We start from the raw sequence: 21,846 nt of genomic DNA on the forward strand, positions 1-21,846 counted from the left end.
GTACCGGGAACACCCGTGCGCAGCAGTGGCGCGCGAAGTGGGAAGGCCGGAACGGGCCACCGGCCCGCGGCGCTGACCGCGGGCCGGTGGTTCGCAGCAGGGCTGCGGCCGGTTCAGCTGGCGGTGCGCCTCAGGTGTAGCGGCGCACCGTGTTGACGTCGCCCATGTAGGCGACCTCTTCGACCGTGACGTCCTGCCCCTCGGTGGGGGCGTGCACGATCTGCCCGTTGCCGATGTAGATGCCGTTGTGGCTGCCGGAGCTGTAGAAGAAGATCACGTCGCCCGGCTTCATCTCGCTCTGCGAGACCTCCTGCCCCTCGCTGATCTGCGACTGGGTGGAGGCGGGCAGTTCCACCCCGGCCTGCTCGAACGACCACTGGACGAGGCCGGAGCAGTCGAACTGGCTCGGGCCCTTGGCACCGAAGACGTAGGGCGAGCCCTGCTTGCTCAGCGCCGCGTTGACCGCTTCGATGGCCGAACCGCCGCCGACGAGCTGCCCGACCGAGCTGGTTTCCCCGGAGATCTCCTCCTGCACCTGCTCGCTGAGGCTGTTGTAGTGCTCTTCGACCTTGGCCACCTGCTGGTCCATGTCGGCCTTGCGGTTCTCGATGTCGGTTTTCAGGCGCGCCGCGTCGGCTTCGGCCTTCGCGGCGCGGTCGCGCGCGGCCTGCGCCTGCTGCTCGGCCTTCTCCGCGCGGTGCGTGGCCGCGGCGAGCCGGCCGATGACCTCGTTGTTGTCCTGCGCCAGCACGTCGAGCGTGGCGGCGCGGTCGAGGAAGTCGTCCGGGGTTTCGCTGGCCAGCAACGCCGACATCTTGTTCAGCCGCGCTCCCTGGTAGCTGGCGCGCGTCAGCTGGTCGACGTGGCCGCGGAAGCGCTCCTCCTCGCGGCGGGCCTGCTCGGCGACGCGCTCGGCCTGCTGCGTCTTGTCCGTGGCCTTGGCCAGTTCCTCCTGCTTGGCCTTGTGGTCGTCCTGGGCCTTCTTGTACTTCTCGGTGATTTCCTCGGCGCGGCGGGACAGCTCGTGCAGCTTCTGCTCGGCCTGCTGGGGGTCGTCGGGCAGCTCGGGGGCCGCCAGGGCGGGGGAGGCCGTTACGCCCATCGTGGCGGTGAGGACCGCGGCCGTGCAGGCAGCACGGATCGTGCGTTTCGGTCGGGGCGACGCCGCGTGGTGCACGGTGACTCCGTCTCCTTCGCCGGGTTCGGGGGTTTGCGTCGGGCTGCTGTTCGGGGAACGGGGGCCTCCCGGACGGCGCGCCCGCTTCGTCGCGAATCGCCGGGGACGTCCGGGAGCGTCAGGTTTCCTCGCACGACCACGCCTGGGACGCGCAACGTGCTGCAGGCTAGTACAGCGATCTCGGGGTGCGGGCGCGCCCCCGGCAAGGGGGTCCGGGTCGCGGCAGGAGCTCGGGGCCGGCCGCCGCGGAACCGGCCGGTGGTGCGTTGCGCGCGGGAGCCCTGACGGGCCGCACGGCCGGGGTGTGCGGCCGGGCCGCACGGCCGGGTCGCGCGCTGCGGGCGCCGCTGCTGTGGGCGGCGAGTCCGCGCCCGTGCTTGCCGGGGGTGCGGTGCTTGCTGGTGATGCGGCGCTCAGCCCGCCCGGGGCGAACTGGAGTTCGACGTTGTCTTTTCGGCTTCGGGCCGCATCAGGGCCGAAAATCCTGGTTGCGGTGCAAGTGGACGCGCTAACATGAAGCGGCGAACACGATGCGCGTGCTCGCGGCCTCTTGGTCGTGGATTGGTCGCGGACTCCTGCGGGATGTCCACGGCGCGACGTTCGCGGAACCGGTGGCACGCGTCCCCGGTGACGGCCCGAGGTGAGTGCTCCTCCCGGACGCCGCACGACAGCGGTCTCTATCGGAACCCGCACGCACGAATCCGACCGCACACACCGAAACGTTCCCGGTGGCACGGCGCCGGCTCGTTCCCGGGTTCGCCGCCTCGTCCGCACCGGACGCACCGGGATTGCAGTGCCCGCGTGGAATCCCCTCCACCCGGCACGCACCTTCGAGCAGAGGAGGATCACCGTGGTTGACGGAGCAGAACCGCGTCGGACCGCGGAACGGGAATCCATGCGCGACCACCCCGATGTGGTCGAATTGCAGCGGCAGTACGGCGGAACTCTCGGGTCGCCCCGCACGGTCCTCGGAGACGGAGTTCTCGCCCTGGCCGGAGTGTGGGCAGCGATCTCACCGCTGGTGATCGGCCTGAGCGGCCTGCCTTCGCTGGCCACGCACCACCTCATCATCGGTCTCGTGGTCGTCGCGATCGGACTCGGCGTCACCGGCATGGCCGAGCGCGGTGGTGGGCTGTCCTGGGTGGCGGCCCCGCTGGGAATCTGGATGATCATCTCCACCTGGCTCGTCCCGGCGGGCGGGCCGACCGCAGGTCTGGTGTGGAGCAACGTGGTGACAGGCGCGATCATGGTGATCGCGGGCGCGGGCGTGGCCGCGTTCGCGATGGCGGGCACTCGGGCGAGCACTCGCTCCGGCGAGCAGTGACCGCACGAGTGACCGGTGACGGCCCGGGGTGGTGGCGCACGCGGCGTCACCACCCCGATCCGTGCCGGCCGATCCGTGCCGGCGCTTTCCGGGAGTGCCGGGAAGGTGGTCCCCGCGCGCCGCGCGGAGCACGTACCGCACGGTTCACGCGCTGCCGTCCGGTGTGGACTCGAGTCCGCGGAAGGCCAACTTCACCACCGCTTCGGCGATCTCTTCGGCCGACAACCCCTTGCGCGGCCGGTACCACTCGATGATCGAGTTGACCATGCCGAACAGCAGCCGCGTGGTCAGTGCCGGATCGAGATCGCTCCGGATGCTGCCTTCGCTCTGGGCATCCTCGACGAGGTCGCTGAGGAAGTGGTCGATCTTGCGGCGACGCGTCATGGCCTGCCGCTCGACCTTGCTGTTGCCCCGCAGGCGCAGCAGCACCGTGACGAACGCCTGCTCCTCGACGAGGATCTGCACGCTCCGCTGCACCACGTGCTGCAACCGGTCGATCGCCGTGCCCTGCTGGGAGGCGGCTTCCTCGGTGACCGCGAACAGCGAGTCGAGCGCCCGGTCGACGCTCAGGCGGAGCAGTTCCTCCTTGCCGGAGACGTGGTAGTAGATCGCCGACTTCGTGATGCCGAGCCGCTTGGCGAGGTCCTCCATGCTCGTGCCGTCGTAGCCGCGTTCGTGGAACACCACCGCCGCCGTGCGCAGCAGGGAGTCGAGATCGTAGCCCGGGCGCCCGCGGTTCGAGTTCTTGCTCGCCGTCCTCGCCGTCATGTCCACCATCTTCCCAACCGCCGCGCTGCCCCGATCACCGGTGGTCGACGACCCGGCGCAGCTTGCCGACCGAACGCTCCAACGTGTCCGGTTCGACCACCTCGACCTGCGCGCTCACCCCGACCGCCTCTTTGACCGACTCGGTCAGCTGCTCGGGGATCGCGGCGATCCGCTCTGCGGCGGTGTGCTCCGCGCACTCCACCCGGATGGTCATGCGGTCCATGCGGCCCGCGCGTTCCAGCGAGATCTGGAAGTGCGGCGACAGGCCGTCGCAGCTGAGCACGAGCTCCTCGATCTGGCTGGGGAAGACGTTCACCCCGCGCAGGATGATCATGTCGTCGCTGCGTCCGGTGATCTTCTCCATGCGCCGGAACTCCGGCCGCGCAGTACCGGGGTGCAGGCGGGTGAGGTCCCGCGTGCGGTACCGGATGATCGGCAGGGCCTCCTTCGTCAGCGCGGTGAACACGAGCTCGCCGCTCTCGCCGTCGGCCAGCGGCGTGCCGTGCACCGGATCGAGCACCTCGGGGTAGAAGTGGTCCTCCCAGACGTGCGGGCCGTCCTTGGTGTCGGTGAATTCCGAGGACACGCCCGGACCCATGACCTCGGACAGGCCGTAGATGTCCACCGCGTCGATGTCGACGGCCCGCTCGATCTCCCGGCGCATCTGCTCGGTCCACGGTTCGGCGCCGAATATCCCGACTTTCAGGGACGTTTCGCGCGGGTCGATGCCCTGGCGCCGGAACTCGTCGATGAGGGTGAGCATGTAGGAGGGGGTGACCATGATGATCTCGGGGCGGAAGTCCTGGATGATGCGCACCTGGCGCGCCGTCATCCCGCCCGATGCGGGGACGACGGTGCAGCCGAGCCGTTCGGCACCGTAGTGCGCACCGAGCCCGCCGGTGAACAGCCCGTACCCGTAGGAGACGTGCACCATCTCCCCCGGCCGGCCGCCCGCGGCCGCGATGGACCGGGCGACCACGTCGGACCAGACCTGCAGGTCGTGCTCGGTGTAGCCGACGACCGTGGGCTGGCCGGTGGTGCCGCTGGAGGCGTGGACGCGCTGCACCCGCTGACGGGGCACGGCGAACATGCCGAAGGGGTAGTTGTCCCGCAGGTCGTGCTTGGTCGTCGGCGGGAACTTCGCCAGGTCGGCCAGCGTGCGGCAGTCGCGGGGGTGGACACCGGCCGAGTCGAACCGCTCGCGGTAGAACGGGACGTTCTCGTAGGCGTGCCAAAGCGTCCACTGCAGACGTTCGAGTTGCAGGGATTCGAGTTCGCCACGGGTGCGTACGACGTCGCCGGGTGCGATCGCGGTCGGTGCGGCGACGTCCCCGAGGGGTGCCGGGTCTTCGACGGATGCCGGCGACTCCGTTGTCCCGGTCATTCTCCTGCCTCCTTACCTTCTCGCGCAGGGCCTTCTCGCGCAGGGCCTTCTCGCATGCGGCCTTCTCCCGTGCTCCGGCTGTGTCCGCGGAACTCCGCGACCACGGTGCTGTCGTGCTCCGGTCCGCGGTGGACGGTGATGTCGTAGATGCCGCTGCGCCCGAACCGGACGCGTTCCTCCGCGCGGGCGTGCAGCACATCCCCTTCGCGGGCCGGTGCCACGAACGTGATCTCCGCGCTGGCGGCGACGGTGGTGGGGCCGTGGCTGTTGCAGGCGCAGGCGAACGCGGTGTCGGCGAGCGCGAAGACGTAACCGCCGTGCGCGATGCCGTGGCCGTTGACCATGCTCGCGGTGATGAGCATCCGGGCGGATGCGGAGCCGTCGACGGCCTCGTCGACTTCGATCCCGAGTGATCTGGAGGCGTGGTCGTCGTCGAGCATGGCGCGCGTGGACGCTGCCACGGGCAGATCCGACGTGGTCACGGGGTCTCACCACCTTGCATACTGACCGAACAGTCGGTTATTAATGTGCAGTGTTGGCGGCGCGCGAAGTGTTGTCAACCCGCCGTCATCGCCGAACTTTCCGCAACTCGAAGGAGATCACCGCGGATCGCGGTGCGCCTGAGCCGAACGTGCGGTGCGGCCGTGCACGGCGGCGGAGGTCGGAGCAACGTGAGGAGTGGACGTGAGCGACACGGTCGAATCCGTCGGCGTCCTCGGCGGTGGGCGCATGGGCTCGGGAATCGCCCAGGTGTTCCTCGTGCTCGGCGCCGAGGTCCACATCGTCGAGAACGACGACGTCGCCGCGCAGGCGGCGCGTGAACGCGTGCGCGACAGCCTGGAGGGCGCCCGCCGGCGCGGGAAGCTCGAGGCGTCCCCGGACGCGGTGCTGCAGCGGTTGCACACCGCCACCGAGGTCTCCGCGCTGCCGACGGAGGCCGAACTCGTCGTCGAGGCGGTACCGGAGACGCCGGAGCTGAAGGTCCGGATGCTCACCGCAGCCGAAGCGGTCGTGGCGGCGTCGACGGTGCTGGCCAGCAACACGAGCTCACTGTCCGTCGCCGAACTCGGCACCGCGCTGCACTCGCCCGAGCGCTTCGTCGGCATGCACTTCTTCAACCCGGTGCCCGCTTCGAAACTCGTCGAGGTGGTGGCTGGTCCGGCCAGCGGCGAGAGCACTGTGCAGGCCGTTCGCGGCTGGGCACGTGCGCTCGGCAAGACCGAGATCGTCGTGCGCGATTCGCCCGGCTTCGCCACCAGCCGCCTCGGTGTCGCCCTGGGGTTGGAAGCCATGCGCATGCTGGAGGAGGGCGTCACCGACGCCGCGTCGATCGACACCGCGATGGAGCTGGGCTACCGGCACCCGATGGGCCCGCTGCGCTCCACCGACCTCGTCGGGCTCGACGTGCGCCTGGCCGTCGCCGAATACTTGAGCCGCACCCTGGGCGAGCGCTTCACCCCGCCGCAGGTGCTGCGGGACAAGGTCGAACGTGGAGAACTCGGCCGCAAGAGCGGACGCGGCTTCCACGAATGGAACGAGTGAGCGGAGGCAGTCCATGACCACCGACAGCGCGGTGCACTGCGAAACCACCGACGCGGTCGCCACGATCACGCTGAACCGCCCGGAAGCCGCCAACGCGCTCGACCGGCGGCTCAAGGAGGAGCTGCTGCAGGCCCTGCACGCGGCCGCCGCGGACACCGCAGTGCGCGGAGTGCTGCTGACCGGTGCGGGCAAGGCCTTCTGCGTGGGCCAGGACCTGGCCGAGCACGCGCAGGCGCTGCGCGCCGACGGGACCAGCGCGTTGGCGACGGTGCGGGAGCACTACAACCCGATCGTCACCGCCCTGGCCGAACTGCCGAAGCCCGTCGTGGTCGGCATCAACGGGCCGTGCGTGGGTGCGGGCCTGGGATTCGCCCTCGCCGGCGACGTCCGCGTCGCCGCCGACCGGGCGAAGTTCGGCACCGCTTTCACCGGCATCGGCCTGGCCAGCGACTCGGGACTGAGCGCGAGCCTCGTGCGCGCGGTCGGCTCCTCCCGCGCCGGCCAGCTGTTCTTCCTCGGCGAGATGCTCGCGGCCGAGACGGCCCTCGAGTGGGGGCTGGTGCACCGCGTCGTCTCCGGGGAGGAGGTGTTCTCGGCGGCGTGGGAACTGGCCCGGCAGCTCGCGCACGGCCCCACAGCTGCCTACGCCGAGCTCAAAGCGCTGCTGCGGGCGCAGGAGGGGTTCGGTGCCACCCTCGAGGCCGAGGCGCTGGCCCAGGAGCGCCTGGCCACGACCAGTGATCACAGCGCGGCGGTGGAAGCTTTCCTGAACAAGCAACAGCCCGAGTTCCGGGGCCAATAGCCCCGCGGGGAACCCGCGGAGTGTGCCGGCTCCGCGGCACCGATCGGCCGGCGCGGGCCGGCGAGGAGGTCGTTGGAGATGAGTGCACTGTCCAGTTATGTCGGCGGCCGGTGGCAGCGGCCCACCGACGAGGGAACGCCGATGCGCGATGCGGTCACCGGTGCGGAGGTCGCCCGGGTCTCCTCGGCGGGGATCGACGTGGCCGGCGCGCTCGCCCACGGGCGGGAGGTCGGCGGGTCGGCGCTGCGGGAGCTGACGTTCCACCAGCGCGCGGCACTGCTCAAATCGCTCGCGTCGTACCTGCGGGAACACCGCCCGGAGCTGTACGAGCTGTCGGCGCGCACCGGTGCGACCAAGGGCGATGCCAAGTTCGACGTCGACGGCGGCATCGGCGTGCTGTTCACCTACGCCAGCAAGGGACGCCGCGAACTGCCCAATTCCACGGTCTACCTCGACGGCGGGACCGAGCCGCTCGGCAAGGGCGGCACGTTCCTGGGCCGGCACGTGTGCACGCCGCTGCGCGGGGTGGCGGTGCAGATCAACGCGTTCAACTTCCCCGTGTGGGGGCCGCTGGAGAAGCTCGCCCCGGCGTTCCTGGCGGGCGTGCCGAGCCTGATCAAACCCGCCGAGCAGACCGCTTACCTCACGCACCGGCTGGTCGAGCTGATCGTGGAGTCCGGGCTGCTGCCGGAGGGGTCGGTGCAACTCGTGTGCGGCGGCGCGGGGGACCTGCTGGAACACGTGTCCGAGCAGGACCTCGTGTCGTTCACCGGTTCCGCCGCCACGGCCGAGCGCCTGCGCGCGCACCCGACGCTGGTCGACCGGGCGGTGCGGTTCAACGCGGAGGCGGATTCGCTGAACTGCTCCGTGCTCGGGCCCGACGCCGGCCCGGACACCGCGGAGTTCGACCTGTTCGTCGATCAACTCGTCACCGAGATGACCGTCAAGGCGGGGCAGAAGTGCACCGCGATCCGGCGAGCGCTGGTGCCCGCCGACCTCCTCGACGACGTGGTCGCGGCCGCGCGGCAGCGGCTGGAGCGCGTCGTGGTCGGCGATCCGCGGGCAGAGGGCGTGACCATGGGGGCGTTGGCCAGCCTCGAGCAGCGCGAGGAGGTGCGGCGTTCGGTCAAGGCACTGCTGGAGGCGGGAGAGCTGGTCCACGGCGATCCGGAGCAGGTGCAGCCGGCGGGTGCCGATGCCGAGCACGGCGCGTTCGTCTCGCCCATGCTGCTGCGCTGCGATGATCCGCAACGCTCGCAGCCGCACGAGGTGGAGGCGTTCGGCCCGGTCAGCACGGTCGTGCCGTACGAGGGCGCGGCCCAGGCGGTGGAGCTGGCCCGCCGCGGTCGGGGCAGCCTGGTGGGATCGGTGGTCACCGCCGATCGCGACTTCGCGCGCGAGGTCGTGCTGGGTGCTGCCGCGAGCCACGGGCGGATGCTCGTGCTCAACCGGCACGACGCCGCCGAGTCGACCGGGCACGGGTCCCCGGTTCCGCAGCTGGTCCACGGCGGCCCGGGCCGCGCAGGCGGCGGGCAGGAGCTGGGCGGACTGCACGGGGTGCTGCACCACATGCAGCGCACCGCGGTGCAGGCCGATCCGGACACGCTCACCGCGATCGGCGGGGAGTGGGTCTCGGGCGGTCAGCGCTCGGTCACCGAGGAGCACCCGTTCCGCAAGCACCTGGAGGACCTGCGGCCGGGTGACACGGTCATCGGCGGTCCGCGGCAGGTCACGCTGCAGGACGTCGAGCACTTCGCGGAGTTCACCGGGGACACCTTCTACGCCCACACCGACGACGAGGCCGCGGCGGCCAACGAGTTCTTCGGCGGTCGGGTGGCGCACGGCTACCTGGTCGTGTCGTTCGCGGCGGGGCTGTTCGTCGCGCCGGAGCCGGGGCCGGTGCTGGCCAACTACGGGCTGGAGAACCTGCGGTTCCGCACGCCGACCTACCCGGGGGACGAGATCACGGTGACGTTGACGGCCAAGCGGATCACGCCGCGCTCGAACGCCGCCTACGGCGAGGTCCGGTGGGACGCCGACGTGACCAACCAGAACGGCGATTCGGTGGCCAAGTACGACGTGCTCACGCTGGTGGCCAAGCGGGACGCCGAGGGGGCCGCCGGCTCGGCCTGAACGATTCCGGCAGGGCACCCGCGGGACGGCCTCCGCGGGGGTTGCGTTCCGCGGGTGTCCTGCGCGAAAATATTTTTTGACCGAACGGTCGGTAATTCCGGCCGGTGGGAGCCAGGAAGCGGTGGAGGTGGTCCCCGTGGCGACCGGCGGAGCAGTCGTCGAGGAAACGCAGACCCCCGGCGAAGAGCAGCTGCAGCAGCACTTCGACGAGCGGATCGAACGCGACCAGCGCATCGAACCCCGGGACTGGATGCCCGAGGGATATCGCAAGACCCTGGTCCGGCAGATCGCGCAGCACGCGCACTCGGAGATCATCGGCATGCAGCCGGAGGGCAACTGGCTCACGCGCGCGCCGAGCCTGCGGCGCAAAGCCATCCTGCTGGCGAAGGTGCAGGACGAGGCCGGGCACGGCCTGTACCTGTACTCGGCGGCCGAAACCCTCGGCGTCGACCGCGGCGAGCTCACGGACAAGCTCATCGAGGGCCGGCAGAAGTATTCGTCGATCTTCAACTACCCGACGCTGAACTTCGCCGACATCGGCGTCATCGGCTGGCTCGTCGACGGCGCGGCCATCTGCAACCAGGTGCCGCTGTGCCGCAGCTCCTTCGGCCCGTACGCGCGGGCCATGGTGCGCATCTGCAAGGAGGAGTCGTTCCACCAGCGGCAGGGCTACGAAATGCTGCTGACGATGATGAACGGCACCGCCGAGCAGCGCCGGATGGTGCAGGACGCCACGAACCGGTGGTGGTGGCCCTCGCTGATGATGTTCGGCCCGCCCGACGGCGACTCGCCGAACACGCAGCAGTCCATGGCCTGGCGGATCAAGCGGCACACCAACGACGAGCTGCGCCAGAAGTTCGTGGACATGACCGTGCCGCAGGCCGAAGCGCTCGGCGTGAGCCTGCCCGACCCGGAACTGGTCTTCAACGCCGAACGCGAGCACTACGACTTCGGCGAACCGGACTGGTCCGAGCTCAAGAGCGTGATCTCCGGACAGGGGCCGTGCAACGACCAGCGCATGCAGCGCCGCCGCGCCGCGCACGAGAACGGCCGGTGGGTGCGCGAAGCCGCGCTCGCCCACGCCGCCAAGCACGCCGAGGAGGGCACGTCATGAGCGAAACCGAAGCCCCGCGCGCCTCGTGGCCGCTGTTCGAGATCTTCGTCCGCGGCAAGCGCGGGCTCAACCACGTCCACGTCGGCTCGCTGCACGCCGCCGACGAGGAAATGGCGCTGCACAACGCGCGCAACCTCTACACGCGGCGCAACGAGGGCGTGAGCATCTGGGTCGTGCGCGCCGAGGCGATCACGGCCTCGAGCCCGGACGAGAAGGACCCGATGTTCGCGCCGAACGGGGACAAGGTCTACCGCCATCCCACGTTCTACAGCATTCCCGACGACGTCCCGCACATGTGAGGCCGCCCCATGTCCTTCGACAACGCCTACGAGGCGCTCGCCTCCGCCGACACCGACTCCCGGTGGGCGTTCGGCACCGGGTTCGACGATCCGCTGTCCGGAGTGGACACGAGCGTTCCCGGCGGGGTGGACGGTGCGCTGCTCGGCGAGTACTGCCTGATGCTCGGTGACGACGCGCTCATCGCGGCCCAGCGCCTCACCGAATGGGTCACCGAGGCACCGGAGCTCGAGGACGAGGTGGCACTGGCCAACATCGCGCTCGACCTGCTCGGACAGGCGCGCATGCTGCTCGCCCGGGCGGGCCGAGTGGACGGGACCGGGCGCGACGAGGACGCGCTGGCGTACTTCCGCGACGAGCACGAGTTCCGCAACGTCCGTCTCGTCGAACCGCCGGGCGGCGACTTCGGCGAGACGATGGCGCGGGTGTTCGTGTTCGCCACGTGGCGACTGGCCGTGTTCTCCCGCCTGCGCTCCGCGCGGGACCCGGTGCTGGCCGCCATCGCCGCCAAGGCCGTCAAGGAACTCGAGTACCACCGCGAGTACACCGCCAAGTGGATCGTGCGGCTCGGCGACGGCACCGCGGAGTCGCACACCCGCATGCAGGCCGGCATCGAGGCGGTGTGGCCGCTCGTGGACGAGCTGTTCCGCCCGCACGCCACCGAACGCGCCGCCGCGCAGGACGGTATCGCCGTCGACCCCGCCGACGCCCGCGAGGAGTTCGACGCGGCCTGGGAGCAGGTCCGCAGCGCCGCGACGCTGGCGCAGCCCGAAGCACGCCCCCTCGCCGGCGTCGGCGGGCGCGCCGGCCGCGACGGGGTGCACACCGAGCACCTCGGCTACGTGCTCGCCGAGATGCAAACTCTGGCACGTGCGCATCCGGAGGCGACATGGTGACCGGTACTCCCACCCGTTCCGCCGAGCAGCAGGCCCGGGCGGTCGCCGAGGAGGTGACCGACCCGGAGCTGCCGATGCTGACGCTGGCCGACCTCGGCGTGCTGCGCGGGGTCGAGCTCGCCGCCGACGGCACCGCGGTGGTGACGCTGACGCCCACCTACTCGGGCTGCCCCGCGCTGGCGGAGATGCGCAGCGACGTGCGCCGCCGCCTGAGCGAGGCCGGCTTCACCGGCGTCGAGGTGCGCACCGAGCTCGACCCGCCGTGGAGCACCGACTGGATCAGCGCGGAAGGCCGGCGCAAGCTCGCCGAACACGGCATCGCTCCGCCGGGCAGCGCACCCGCGCACGACGGCGGCCCGGTGCCGCTGACCCTCGGACCCACGCGGCGTGCGGTGGCCTGCCCGCACTGCGGAGCGCGCGAGACCGAGGAACTCTCCCGCTTCGGCTCGACCGCATGCAAGGCGTTGCGCAGGTGCCGAGCCTGCGCCGAGCCGTTCGAACACTTCAAGGAGCTGTGACGTGACCACCACCGAGCGGAACCCGGTCGCCACCACGTCCGCGAGCTCGGCGCCGCCGAACCGGCGCCGCGCGTTCCACCCGCTGCGCGTGTCCGCAGTGGACCGGTTGTGCGCGGACGCGGTCGCCGTGACCTTCGACGTGCCCGAGGAACTCGCCGACGTGTTCGACTTCCGGCCCGGCCAGTCGCTCACGTTGCGTCGCCGGATGGCCGATGGTGAGCACCGCCGCTCGTACTCGATCTGCGCCGCGCGCGGCAGCTCGTTGCGCATCGGGGTGCGACTGGTCCCGGACGGGCTGTTCTCCAGCTGGTTGGTGGACGAGGTGGCGCCCGGCGACGTGGTCGAGGTGCAACCGCCCGGCGGCTCGTTCACCCCCGGGCCCGAGACCTCGGACCGGCACGTGCTCGTCTCCGCGGGATCGGGGATCACGCCGGTGCTGTCCATCGCCGCCAGCCTGCTGCGGGAGACGAACGCGCACGTCACCCTCGTCTACGGCAACCGGCGCAGCGACACGGTCATGTTCACCGACGAGCTCGCCGATCTGAAGGACCGCTTTCCCGCCCGGTTCGAACTCGTGCACGTGCTCTCCCGCGAACCCCGCGCCTCGGACCTGGTGTCCGGACGCCTCGACGGCGGCAAGCTGCGCCAGCTCGTGGACGCGCTCCTGGCCGTCGCCGGCGACGAGCACTGGTGGCTGTGCGGGCCGTACGGCATGGTCACCGAAGCACGCGAGGTGCTGGCTGATCTCGGCGTGGACGACGGGCGGGTGCACCAGGAGCTGTTCCACGTGGACGAGGTCCCGCCGGAACCGGTGCGGCGCACCGAAGACGTGCCCGAGGGCGCCTGCGCAGAAGTGGAGGTCACCCTGGACGGGCGGACTTCCACGCTCACCCTGCCCAAGGACACGCCGGTGCTCGACGCGGCGCAGAAGTCCCGTCCGGACCTGCCGTTCGCCTGCAAAGGGGGGGTGTGCGGCACCTGCCGCGCCAAGGTGACCGAGGGCGCGGTGACCATGCGGCGCAACTTCGCCCTCGAGCAGTCCGAAGTGGACGACGGTTTCGTGCTGACGTGCCAGTCGTTGCCGGACACCGACGCGGTCACAGTGGACTACGACTGCTGATCCTCCGCCCGCCGCGCGGTCCGCTGCGGCATCAGGCCAGCACCGCGCTCAGCACGGCGGCCACGCCGAAGGCCACCACCGAGAGGATGGTCTCCAGGACGGTCCACGTCCGCAGCGTGTCCTTGACCGAAATCCCGAAGTAGCGCGAAATGATCCAGAAACCGCCGTCGTTGACGTGCGAGGCGACGACCGATCCCGCCGCGATCGCGACCGCGATGAGCGCGAGCTGCGGTTGCGCGTAGGGCTGGTCGGCGACCAGCGGGGCGATGATGCCGCCCGTGGTAACGATGCACACCGTCGCCGACCCCTGCGCTATGCGCAACCCTGCGCTGATGACGTAGGCCGAGACGAGCAGCGGCAGACCGGCCGACTGCAGGGACCCGGCCAGGGCGTCGCCGACACCGGTCTCGTCGAGCACGGTGCCGAAGAACCCGCCGGCGCCCACGACGAGCAGGATCATGCCCAGCGGGCGCAGTGCCTTGCCGGTCAACGCCGACAGGTCGGCACCGGACATGCCCCGCCGCGTGCCCAGCAGCCAGAACGCCAACAGCACCGAGATGAGCAGGGCCACCACCGGGTTGCCGAAGAACGTCGCCAGCGAGTAGGCGGTGCTCCCCTCGGCGAGCGCGACGCTGCCGACCGTTCCCCCCAGGATCAGCAGCATCGGCAGGCCGATGATCGAGCCGACCGTGCCGAGTCCGGGGCTGCCGCGTTCCGGCTCCTCCGCGGCGTCCGAGGCGAGCATGTCCTCCGGTACCGGGACGTGGATCCTCTTGCCGATCCAAGCCGGGAACAGGACGCCGCTGACGACCATCGCCGGAATGCCGCAAGCCAATCCCATGATGATGAGCCAACCGAGATCCACGCCCAGCAGCCCGGCGGCGACCACCGGACCCGGATGCGGCGGCAGGAACGCGTGGGTCATGGACAGGCCCGCGGCCAGTGGCAGGCAGTACAGCAGGATCGAACGACCGCTCTGCCGCGCGGCCACGTACACCAGCGGTGCGAGCACGAAGACACCGATGTCGAAGAACACGGGGATGCCGAAGAGGAAACCGGACAAGCCCATCGCCAGCGGCGCCTGGCGGTCCCCGAACACCCGCAGGAAGGAGCGGGTGAGCAGTTGTGCTCCTCCGGACGATTCCAGCAACGAACCCAGGATCGTGCCCAGGCCCACGATCGCGGCGATGTGCCCGAGGATGCTGCCGAATCCGCTTTCCAGCAACGAGTCACCGCTGGACTGGGCCGAACCGACGATCTGCTCTGGAGGCAGGCCGGCCGCCACGGCCACCAGCAACCCGGCGATGGTCAGCGCGATGAACGGTTCGATCCGGAAGCGGATGATCATGAGCAGCAGCACGGCGATGCCGGCGGCGCAGAGCGTGAGCAGTCCGGCGGTTTCATGCTGCAACCAGTGCACTAATGAATCCACGTTGTACTCCTCGGGTCGGAGACCGAACCGGTGCGGCGTTCGCGATGGTTATCGGGCGGTTTTGCGCAGGGCACCGCCGGGAAGCGCATCGGTGCGCCGGCCCCCGTCGATGACCGCGGCACCGTTGACGAAGACGTGCGGAATGCCGTCCGGCTGCTGCCGCGGCTGCTCGAACGTCGCCGTGTCCGAGACGTTCTCGGGGCAGAACACGACGAGATCGGCAGCGTTGCCGACACGGATGCGCCCGCGGTCGGTGAGCCCGAGCCGGTCGGCCGCCCGCGCGGTCATGTGCTCGACGCACTGCTCCAGCGTGAACACGCCGAGGTCCCGCGTGTAGTGGCCGAGGTAGCGCGGGAAGGTGCCCCACGCGCGCGGGTGCGGTCGGTCCCCCACGAGCAGCCCGTCACTGCCGACGGTGTGCGTGCGGTGCTGCATGATCGCCCGGACGTTCTCCTCGTGACCGACGTGCATCAGGCAGGAGGTTCCGAGGCGTTCGTGCACGAGCACGTCGCAGAAGACCTCGAAGGGGCTGCGCCCCAGGCGGCGTGCGGACTCGGCGATGCTGCGGCCGACGAGGTCGCCGTTGTGCGCGGCGTCGCGCACCCCGTTGATCTCGATGGCTTCCCAGTCGATCGGCACCCCGTGGCAGCCGTCCGCGCCCACTTCCTCCATGATCTGGCGGATCCGCTCGCCGTGCTCGGGGTCGCGCAGCCGGCGCACGGTGGCGTCGACACCGCCTTCGGTGGCCCAGCTGGGCAGCAGGGCGTGCAGCGCGGTGCAGCCGGGAAGGTACGGGTAGCTGTCCAGTGTGATGTCCTGGCCGCCGTCGAGCGCTTCGTCCAACAGGGACAGCAGGTCGTTCGCACGTCCCTTGTTCACGCCGAAGTTCATCGTCGCGTGCGACAGGTGCAGCGGGCACCGGGAATCCCGTGTGACGCGCAGCATCTCCGCGTAGGCCTCCAGCGCGCCGGCGCCGTAGCTGCGGTGGTGCGGGCTGTAGAACCCGCAGTGCTGCCCGACGACTTCGCACAGCGCGGTGAGTTCTCCGGTGGAGGCGTACATGCCCGGCGTGTAGGTCAATCCGGAGGACATGCCGAACGCGCCCTCGCGCAGCGAACGGGCGAGCAGTGCGCGCATTTCCGCCATCTCGCGCTCGGTGGCCGGCCGGTCCTCGTGGCCGACGCAGAGCACGCGCAGCGTTCCCTGCGGAACGAGGTATGCCGCGTTGGCCGCGATCCCCCGGTCCAGCCGGTCGAGGTATTCGCCGACGCTGCGCCAGTTCCAGTCGAACCCGGGTGGATCGTCGTTCCACCCGGCGAGCTGTCCGCGCAGGGCGGCCAGCGCGTCGTCGTCGACGGGGGCGTAGGAGAGCCCGTCCTGCCCGATCACCTCCAGCGTGACGCCCTGCGAGACCTTGGCGGTGTGGTCGGGTTCGGCGAGGATCTGCAGGTCCGAATGCGCGTGCATGTCGATGAACCCGGGGGCCAGCGCCAATCCGTCGGCCTCGATGGTCCGGTTGCCGCGCAGACTGCCGGCCTCGGCGATCTCGGCGATCCGTGATCCCCGAATGCCGACATCGGCGCGGTACCGCGGCGTTCCGGTGCCGTCGATCACCTCGGCACCGCTGATGACGGTGTCCATGTCGCACCTGTGCTTTCGTGCTCGCAGGGGGAGTGCGCTCGTGCGGGGCGCTGCGGAACGGCCACGTGTTCCCGCCCGAGCGGTGCGTTCAGAAGTACGTGCGGACCAGGTCGACCACGGTGTTCCGGTCGTCCACGACCGGGATCAGGCCCCACTTGTCGAAGACCGTGCACGGGTGCGACAGGCCGAATCCGACCCAGTCGCCCACGCGCAGCTCGGTGTCGCTGCCGAAGCGCAGGAAGGCGTGCTGGTCGGCGAGTTCGGTGACGTGCTCGGCTCCGTCGAGGACGCGGGTGGTGCCGTCGCCGGAGCGCACGACTTGCGGCTCGGGCAGGTGCTGGTCGAAGGAGGCGTCGCGCCGCCCCATGGTCACCAGGGCGAGCCCGGGTTCGGGTCGGGAGGTGACCTGGGCCCAGATCCGCATCGCTGGTTGCAACGCCGACTCGGTGGAGGCCAGGCGGTGCTCGCGCCCGAACGGCGACATCGTGCGGTAGAGGCCGTCGTCGTGAGTGATGTAAGCACCGCTGCGGAGCACCGGGGTCACGGGCAGTTCCTCGGGCCACGGTGCGGTCAACGCCTCCGCGACCTGGTCGAAGTACGCGCTGCCACCGCAGGTCACGATGACTTCGTCGAGCCCGTCGAAGTGCCCCGCCGCGGCGAGACGGGTGACCGCGCTGCGCAGCCTACCCATGTATTCGTCCACTGCGGAGACGTCGTGCGAGCTGAGGTCGTGGGCCAGCGCCCCCTCGTAACCGCCCACGCCCACGAGCCGCAGCCAGGGGCTGGCCGCCACCGCCGCGGCGACGCGGTCGGCTTCGTCGAGGTCGCGCACGCCCGTGCGGCCCCCTGCGCCGCCGAGCTCCAGCAACACGTCCACCTGCCGGTCCGGTGCCGCTCGGTCCAGCGCCGCGTCCATGAGCTCGACGCCCTCCGCGGAGTCGACCCAGCAGCTGAACGCGAAATCGGGGTCGGCGTCGAGTTCCCGGGCCAGCCATGCGAGGCCGTCGGGGTCGACCAGCTGGTTGGCGAACAGCACGCGCGCGACGCCGAAGGCGCGGTACACGCGCAGCTGGCTGAGGGTGGCCGCGGTGATGCCCCAGGCTCCGCGCGCGAGTTGGCGCGCGAACAGCTGGGGCGCCATCGTCGTCTTCCCGTGCGGGGCGAGCTGCACACCCTGCCGGGTGCACCAGTCGGCCATGGTGCGCAGGTTGTGCTCCAGCGCCCGCTCGTCGAGCACGAGCAGCGGTCCGACGAAGCCGGAGTCGAAAAGTCCGGGCCGCTCGGCGAGGAACCCGCCGATCGTGCTGCCGAATGCCGCGTGCGGCATTCCCTTGTGGCGCCAGTCGATGCGTTCGTCCTGCAGGGACCGGACGGCTGCCTCGTTGATCGCGGTTCGCGGCACGGGAACTCCGCTTCGTGCGTCGGCATCGGTTGGACCGCAGCGCTCGCTGGTGGCGCTGCACCACGACACGCAATATTGCGCATATTGCAATATATGTTGCGTAATCTGGTTATCAGATGTTTAGCATATGCCCAACAGGGCGTCAACGGAACGAACGTGGAGGTCACGGGTGAGCCAGAGCCTGGAGCGCGGACTCGTCGTGCTGACCGAGCTCGCCGCGAACCCGCTGACGCTCGACGAACTCGCGGAAAAGCTCGGCGTGCACAAGTCGACCGCCATGCGCCTGCTTCGCACGCTGGAGTCCCACCGCTTCGTGCGGCGGGTCGACCAGCACCGCTACCGCCTCGGAAGCACCCTGTTCGGCCTCGCCAACCAGGCCCTCGAGGACCTCGACGTGCGGGGCGTGGCCCGCCCCGGACTGGAGTCGCTGGGCTCGCGCACCGGGCACACGGTCCACCTCGCCATCTGCGAGGCCGACGAAGTCGTGTACATCGACAAGGTGGACAGCAACCAACCGGTGCGCATGTACTCCCGGGTCGGTCGCCGCGCGCCCCTGCACTGCACCGCCATGGGCAAGGTCCTCGTCGCCGGGCGGAGCGGGCAAGCTCGATCCCAGCTCGCGAACGGCCTCGAGTACCCGGCCCTGACCGCGAACACGATCACCACCCCCGAGCGGTTCCTCGCCGAACTCGACCGGGTGAAGCAGCAGGGCTACGCGGTCGACGACGCGGAGCACGAGGACTTCATCCACTGCGTCGCCGCTCCGCTGCGCAACGACCACGGCGAGGTGATCGCCGCCATCTCGGTCTCCGCGCCGAAGGTCCTGCTCGACCGCGCCGGTCTGCTGGCACTCGTCGACGACCTGCTGGCCACCGCCGGGCGCATCTCCGCCGAGCTCGGTTGGAACGAAACCTGAAACTCCCCCGACGGGAAAGGAACGCGACATGGACAGGAACGTCATCACCACCGACGAGGCACCGCGTCCCGCGGCGGGCGTGCCGCTGTCGCAGGCGGTGAGCAAGGGCAACCTCGTGCAGGTCTCCGGTCAGACCGGCGTGGACCCGGCCACCGGCGAGGCCGTCAAGGGCGACGTGGTCGCCCAGACCGAGCAGGCCCTGCGCAACGTCTTCGCCATCCTCGAGGCCAGTGGTGCCGGTGTGCAGGACGTGCTGATGCTGCGGGTCTACCTCACCGACGTCGCCCACTTCGCGGAGATGAACGAGACCTACGCGCGTGTCGTGGGTGAGCCCTTCCCGGCCCGGACCACGGTCTACGTCGGCCTTCCCGCCGGACTGCTGGTGGAGATCGACGCGTTGGCAGTGACGGGCTGAAGCCGACGAACGGATGTCCGGGCACGTCCGGGACGAGCGCTCCTGCGGGGCCGCTGTCCCGGGCGTGCCCGGTCGTTCCGCGGCCCCGTCCGGCCTGCGGGCGGAACGACTCGAGCACCTCCTACTGCTCGTGGAAGCGCGCCGCCAGCTCCCCGCGCGAGGCGAGGCCGAGCTTGCTGTAGATGCGGGTGAGGTGGAACTGCACCGTCTTGACCGACACGTACAGCTCCACGGCCACCTGCTTGTTGCTCCTGCCCTCGGCGACGAGCTTGGCCACCGCGCTTTCCTGCGCGGTCAACTCGGCGGTGTCGGCCTCCGACCGGTGCCCGTGCAGGCCGCCGGCCTTGAGCTCCCGGTCGCAGCGCTGCACGTAGGTGCGTGCGCGCATCGCCGCGTAGAGCTCCCGCGCCCGGTGCAGCACCACGTCGGCGTCGCGGCGTTTGCCCGCGCGGCGCAACGTCTGCCCGTAGGCGAAGTTCACGCGCGCCCGCTCGTACAGCATCGGCGTTCGCGAGACGTGCTGCAGCGCCGCGTCGAAGTGCAGGCGTGCGCGCTCGATGTCGCCCCGCGCGCCGCACAGCCGGCCGCGCACGTATCCCGTGCGGGCCATGGCCGAGTGGTGCTCCCGTTCGGCGGCGCGTGCCTCGTGCGGGGCGAGGAACGCATCGGCCTCGTCCAGGCGGTTCGTCTGCACCAGCGCGTTCGCGTAGATGTCCTGCCACGGCCAGAAACCCGGCTCGTCGACGGGTTCCCGGTCCGGCGTCTGCGCGATCGGTTCCAACGCGCGCAGGACACCGGCGTAGTCCGATAGCGCTTCCGCGTAGTGCGCCTTGGCCATGCGCGCGGGCAGCAGCATGATCTCGTAGTCGAACGCCCCCGTCAGCCGGCTCAGGTGCACATCGGCGAGCTCCCAGTCGCCGCGCAGTGCGCGGATCTGCACGCCCGTCCAGTGCACCAGCGGTGCGAGGATCTCGATCCCGGACTCGTCCAGCTGCGCACGGGCCCGGTCGAGCGTGCGCAGCGCCTCGTCCCACAGGCCCAGGCAGAACTCGGTGCGCGCCAGCCACGCCTGCGCCCACAGTGAGATGCGCACCGAACCCATGCGGTACTGCGTGGGCACCGCGTTCTGCAGGTCCTTGCGAGCCGAGAGGGGATCGTCCAACGCCAGCGACAGCCACCCCCGTGCCATCTGGAACCGCTGCGCCTGGGCCCCGGCTGCCGCGTTCGAGTCGGCGTAGACTTCGCAGGCCTGCTCGAGCTGCCCCGAGGCGGCCATGCCCAGCCCGATGATCGCGTCGGACTCGACCACCGCGGGGGTGCCGCTGCCGGCCAGCTCCCGGGCGCGCTTCGCCCAGCGCACCAGGTGCTCGCCGCGCCACCGGCTCAGCGAGTGCAGCACGAACCGTTGGCAGATGAGCGCTGCCAGTTCCGGCTCGCCCTCCGGATCGCAGCGTTCCCACGCATCGGTGAGCAGCTGCTCCGCGTCGGAGCGGCGGCCCAGCGCCAGCGCGTGGTAACCGAGCACCGCGTCCCGGAACGCCGTCGGCGGAAAGCTCTGGATCGCCGCCGTGTAGGCGTCGACCTCGAACAGGTGACCCGCACCGATGAGCGCGTCGACCGCGCGCAGCAACCGGTGCTCGCGGTCGGAACGTCGTGGGCTGAGCGTGCTGGCCTGCACGAGCGCTTCCGCCGTCGCCGGCCAGGCGCCCTGCGAGGCCTGGTCCTCGGCGTAGTGGTCGAGTTCTGCGGCCAGATCGGCGTCCGGGAACGGGCTGGCCGCCACGCGGTGCGACAGCTGCGCGCCCGTGTCGGTGACCACGCGCGCGGCGGAGTGGTGCAGCAGTTGCCGTCGTTGCGGCAGAACTGTGCCGTACACCGCGGATCGCACCAGCGGCGCGGCGAACCGCAGGGTGCGCAGTTCGCCCTCGGCCGTGGTGCACAGCCCCGCGGTCCACAGCTCGTCGAGCGCGGCCACCGATCCGCGCACGGGCGCGGCACCGACCGTTTCGACCAGTGCGACCACGTCGGCGAGCGGGACGGTGCCGCCCAGCACCGCCGCCGCCTCGGCCATCGCGCGGGCAGTGCTGCTGCACGTGTGCAGCCGACCCACCACCTCGGTGGTCACCGCGCGGGGCGCCGGCAGCAGGTACGGCTGGACCCGCGACCACTGCTGCCGCGGGCACTCCCGCAGCAGTTGGTCGATGTGCCGCGGAACGCCCGCCGTGTGCTCGGCGAGCCGGTACGCCGCCGGCAGCGGCATGTCGGCACCCACCTGTGCGGCCATGTCGCGGACGTTCTCGGGCAGCAGGGGGGCCGGCCGCAGCACCGGGACGTGGTGCCCGGTCAGCAACCGCTGGGCCTGCTCCGCATCGCCCCCACCGTCGTGCTCGCCCGCACCGTCGTGGTCCTCGCGGCTGGCGGCCACGACGAGCAGCCGCGCTGACCCGGCACGTCGCAGCGCCGAGGAAACGGCCTGCAGCGAGGCGGTGTCGGCCCAGTGCGCGTCGTCGATGACGAGCAGCGTCCCGTGCGCGCACGGTGGGGCCGACCGGGTGAGCAGCCGACGCCCCGCATCGACGATGTCGTTGCCCCCGGTTGCTTCCGCGTCTGCGGGCTCCGCGTCCGCCGCATCCGGTTGCGCCTCCTGCGCAGGAGCGCAGCCGCCGAACGCGCTGCCGGAGGTGGCCGAGCGCAGCAGTTGCTCGGCGACGCCGAGCCGGACGGACCGTTCCCAGGCGAGCCCGGAGGCGTGCAGCACGTGCAGGTCCGCATGCCGGTGCGCGAACTCGTCCAGCAATGCCGTCTTGCCGATGCCCGCCGGCCCCGCCACGACGCCCGCACCGGGGTTTCCCGCGCGAGCTGCTTCGAGAAGGGCCGCGAGCTCGGCGAGTTCGGACTCGCGTCCCACCACGGAGCGCCGGTGCCGCGTGGACATCATTCCGACACTGTAAACGACACCAGCCCG

The 21,846-nt window shown here is 70.9% G+C and carries 19 protein-coding genes; 11 read left to right on the plus strand and 8 right to left on the minus strand.

Annotation, left to right across the window (positions count from 1 at the left end):
- Positions 1-130 precede the first annotated feature (130 nt).
- Positions 131-1,177: a C40 family peptidase gene (locus tag ACVGV2_RS08315; protein WP_459165468.1), complete on the minus strand. Its 1,047-nt coding sequence runs from the start codon at positions 1,175-1,177 to the stop codon at positions 131-133.
- An 850-nt stretch (positions 1,178-2,027) separates the two neighbouring features.
- Between ACVGV2_RS08315 and ACVGV2_RS08320 the strand changes: the two genes are divergently transcribed.
- The gene (locus ACVGV2_RS08320) at positions 2,028-2,501 is read left to right on the plus strand and encodes an SPW repeat protein (protein WP_459165469.1); all 474 of its coding nucleotides are present in this window, start codon (positions 2,028-2,030) and stop codon (positions 2,499-2,501) included.
- Positions 2,502-2,645: 144 nt separating this feature from the next.
- Here the strand turns inward: ACVGV2_RS08320 and ACVGV2_RS08325 are convergent, their stop codons facing one another.
- The 3 genes from ACVGV2_RS08325 to paaI are packed head-to-tail and all read right to left on the minus strand — an operon-like array spanning position 2,646 to position 5,093.
- Positions 2,646-3,269, minus strand: coding sequence for a TetR/AcrR family transcriptional regulator (locus tag ACVGV2_RS08325; protein WP_459165470.1), 624 nt, complete (start codon positions 3,267-3,269; stop codon positions 2,646-2,648).
- Between the two features lie 34 nt (positions 3,270-3,303).
- The gene (gene paaK, locus ACVGV2_RS08330) at positions 3,304-4,653 is read right to left on the minus strand and encodes a phenylacetate--CoA ligase PaaK (protein WP_459165471.1); all 1,350 of its coding nucleotides are present in this window, start codon (positions 4,651-4,653) and stop codon (positions 3,304-3,306) included.
- On the minus strand, positions 4,650-5,093 hold the full coding sequence (paaI, locus tag ACVGV2_RS08335; protein WP_459165926.1) for a hydroxyphenylacetyl-CoA thioesterase PaaI: 444 nt from the start codon (positions 5,091-5,093) through the stop codon (positions 4,650-4,652). Before paaI ends, paaK begins: the two co-directional genes overlap by 4 nt.
- A gap of 238 nt (positions 5,094-5,331) precedes the next feature.
- Between paaI and ACVGV2_RS08340 the strand changes: the two genes are divergently transcribed.
- The 8 genes from ACVGV2_RS08340 to paaE all read left to right on the plus strand — a co-directional run bounded on the left by ACVGV2_RS08340 (position 5,332) and on the right by paaE (position 13,075).
- Positions 5,332-6,195: a 3-hydroxyacyl-CoA dehydrogenase family protein gene (locus ACVGV2_RS08340; protein WP_459165472.1), complete on the plus strand. Its 864-nt coding sequence runs from the start codon at positions 5,332-5,334 to the stop codon at positions 6,193-6,195.
- Positions 6,196-6,208: 13 nt separating this feature from the next.
- Positions 6,209-6,997 (plus strand): enoyl-CoA hydratase/isomerase family protein, encoded by a 789-nt coding sequence (locus ACVGV2_RS08345; protein ID WP_459165473.1) that lies wholly within the window; start codon positions 6,209-6,211, stop codon positions 6,995-6,997.
- A gap of 78 nt (positions 6,998-7,075) precedes the next feature.
- Positions 7,076-9,130 carry a phenylacetic acid degradation bifunctional protein PaaZ gene (gene paaZ / locus ACVGV2_RS08350; RefSeq protein WP_459165474.1) on the plus strand — a complete coding sequence of 685 codons (2,055 nt, stop codon included), beginning with the start codon at positions 7,076-7,078 and terminating at the stop codon, positions 9,128-9,130.
- A 136-nt stretch (positions 9,131-9,266) separates the two neighbouring features.
- Entirely contained in the window at positions 9,267-10,244 is a 978-nt protein-coding gene (paaA, locus tag ACVGV2_RS08355; RefSeq protein ID WP_459165475.1) for a 1,2-phenylacetyl-CoA epoxidase subunit PaaA, read from the plus strand.
- Positions 10,241-10,543, plus strand: a complete 303-nt coding sequence (gene paaB / locus ACVGV2_RS08360; protein ID WP_459165476.1) for a 1,2-phenylacetyl-CoA epoxidase subunit PaaB — start codon at positions 10,241-10,243, stop codon at positions 10,541-10,543. Before paaA ends, paaB begins: the two co-directional genes overlap by 4 nt.
- Positions 10,544-10,552: 9 nt before the next feature.
- Positions 10,553-11,437, plus strand: coding sequence for a 1,2-phenylacetyl-CoA epoxidase subunit PaaC (paaC, locus tag ACVGV2_RS08365; RefSeq protein WP_459165477.1), 885 nt, complete (start codon positions 10,553-10,555; stop codon positions 11,435-11,437).
- Positions 11,431-11,955, plus strand: a complete 525-nt coding sequence (gene paaD / locus ACVGV2_RS08370) for a 1,2-phenylacetyl-CoA epoxidase subunit PaaD (RefSeq protein WP_459165478.1) — start codon at positions 11,431-11,433, stop codon at positions 11,953-11,955. The genes paaC and paaD overlap by 7 nt, the downstream gene beginning before the upstream one ends.
- A 1-nt stretch (position 11,956) precedes the next feature.
- On the plus strand, positions 11,957-13,075 hold the full coding sequence (gene paaE / locus ACVGV2_RS08375; RefSeq protein WP_459165479.1) for a 1,2-phenylacetyl-CoA epoxidase subunit PaaE: 1,119 nt from the start codon (positions 11,957-11,959) through the stop codon (positions 13,073-13,075).
- Positions 13,076-13,106: 31 nt separating this feature from the next.
- Here the strand turns inward: paaE and ACVGV2_RS08380 are convergent, their stop codons facing one another.
- The 3 genes from ACVGV2_RS08380 to ACVGV2_RS08390 form a co-directional block, all read right to left on the minus strand.
- Entirely contained in the window at positions 13,107-14,507 is a 1,401-nt protein-coding gene (locus ACVGV2_RS08380; RefSeq protein WP_459165480.1) for a GntP family permease, read from the minus strand.
- A gap of 48 nt (positions 14,508-14,555) precedes the next feature.
- Positions 14,556-16,148, minus strand: coding sequence for an N-acyl-D-amino-acid deacylase family protein (locus tag ACVGV2_RS08385; RefSeq protein WP_459165481.1), 1,593 nt, complete (start codon positions 16,146-16,148; stop codon positions 14,556-14,558).
- Between the two features lie 88 nt (positions 16,149-16,236).
- The gene (locus ACVGV2_RS08390; RefSeq protein ID WP_459165927.1) at positions 16,237-17,475 is read right to left on the minus strand and encodes an amino acid deaminase; all 1,239 of its coding nucleotides are present in this window, start codon (positions 17,473-17,475) and stop codon (positions 16,237-16,239) included.
- A 244-nt stretch (positions 17,476-17,719) separates the two neighbouring features.
- Here ACVGV2_RS08390 and ACVGV2_RS08395 point away from each other — a divergent pair, with 244 nt between their 5' ends.
- Together ACVGV2_RS08395 and ACVGV2_RS08400 are read left to right on the plus strand one after the other, a co-directional pair.
- Positions 17,720-18,466: an IclR family transcriptional regulator gene (locus ACVGV2_RS08395; protein ID WP_459165482.1), complete on the plus strand. Its 747-nt coding sequence runs from the start codon at positions 17,720-17,722 to the stop codon at positions 18,464-18,466.
- Between the two features lie 28 nt (positions 18,467-18,494).
- Positions 18,495-18,881, plus strand: coding sequence for a RidA family protein (locus ACVGV2_RS08400; protein WP_459165483.1), 387 nt, complete (start codon positions 18,495-18,497; stop codon positions 18,879-18,881).
- 121 nt (positions 18,882-19,002) lie between these two features.
- Here the strand turns inward: ACVGV2_RS08400 and ACVGV2_RS08405 are convergent, their stop codons facing one another.
- Positions 19,003-21,819, minus strand: coding sequence for a helix-turn-helix transcriptional regulator (locus ACVGV2_RS08405; protein WP_459165484.1), 2,817 nt, complete (start codon positions 21,817-21,819; stop codon positions 19,003-19,005).
- Positions 21,820-21,846 lie beyond the last annotated feature (27 nt).

It is taken from the genome of Bounagaea algeriensis, assembly GCF_054491375.1.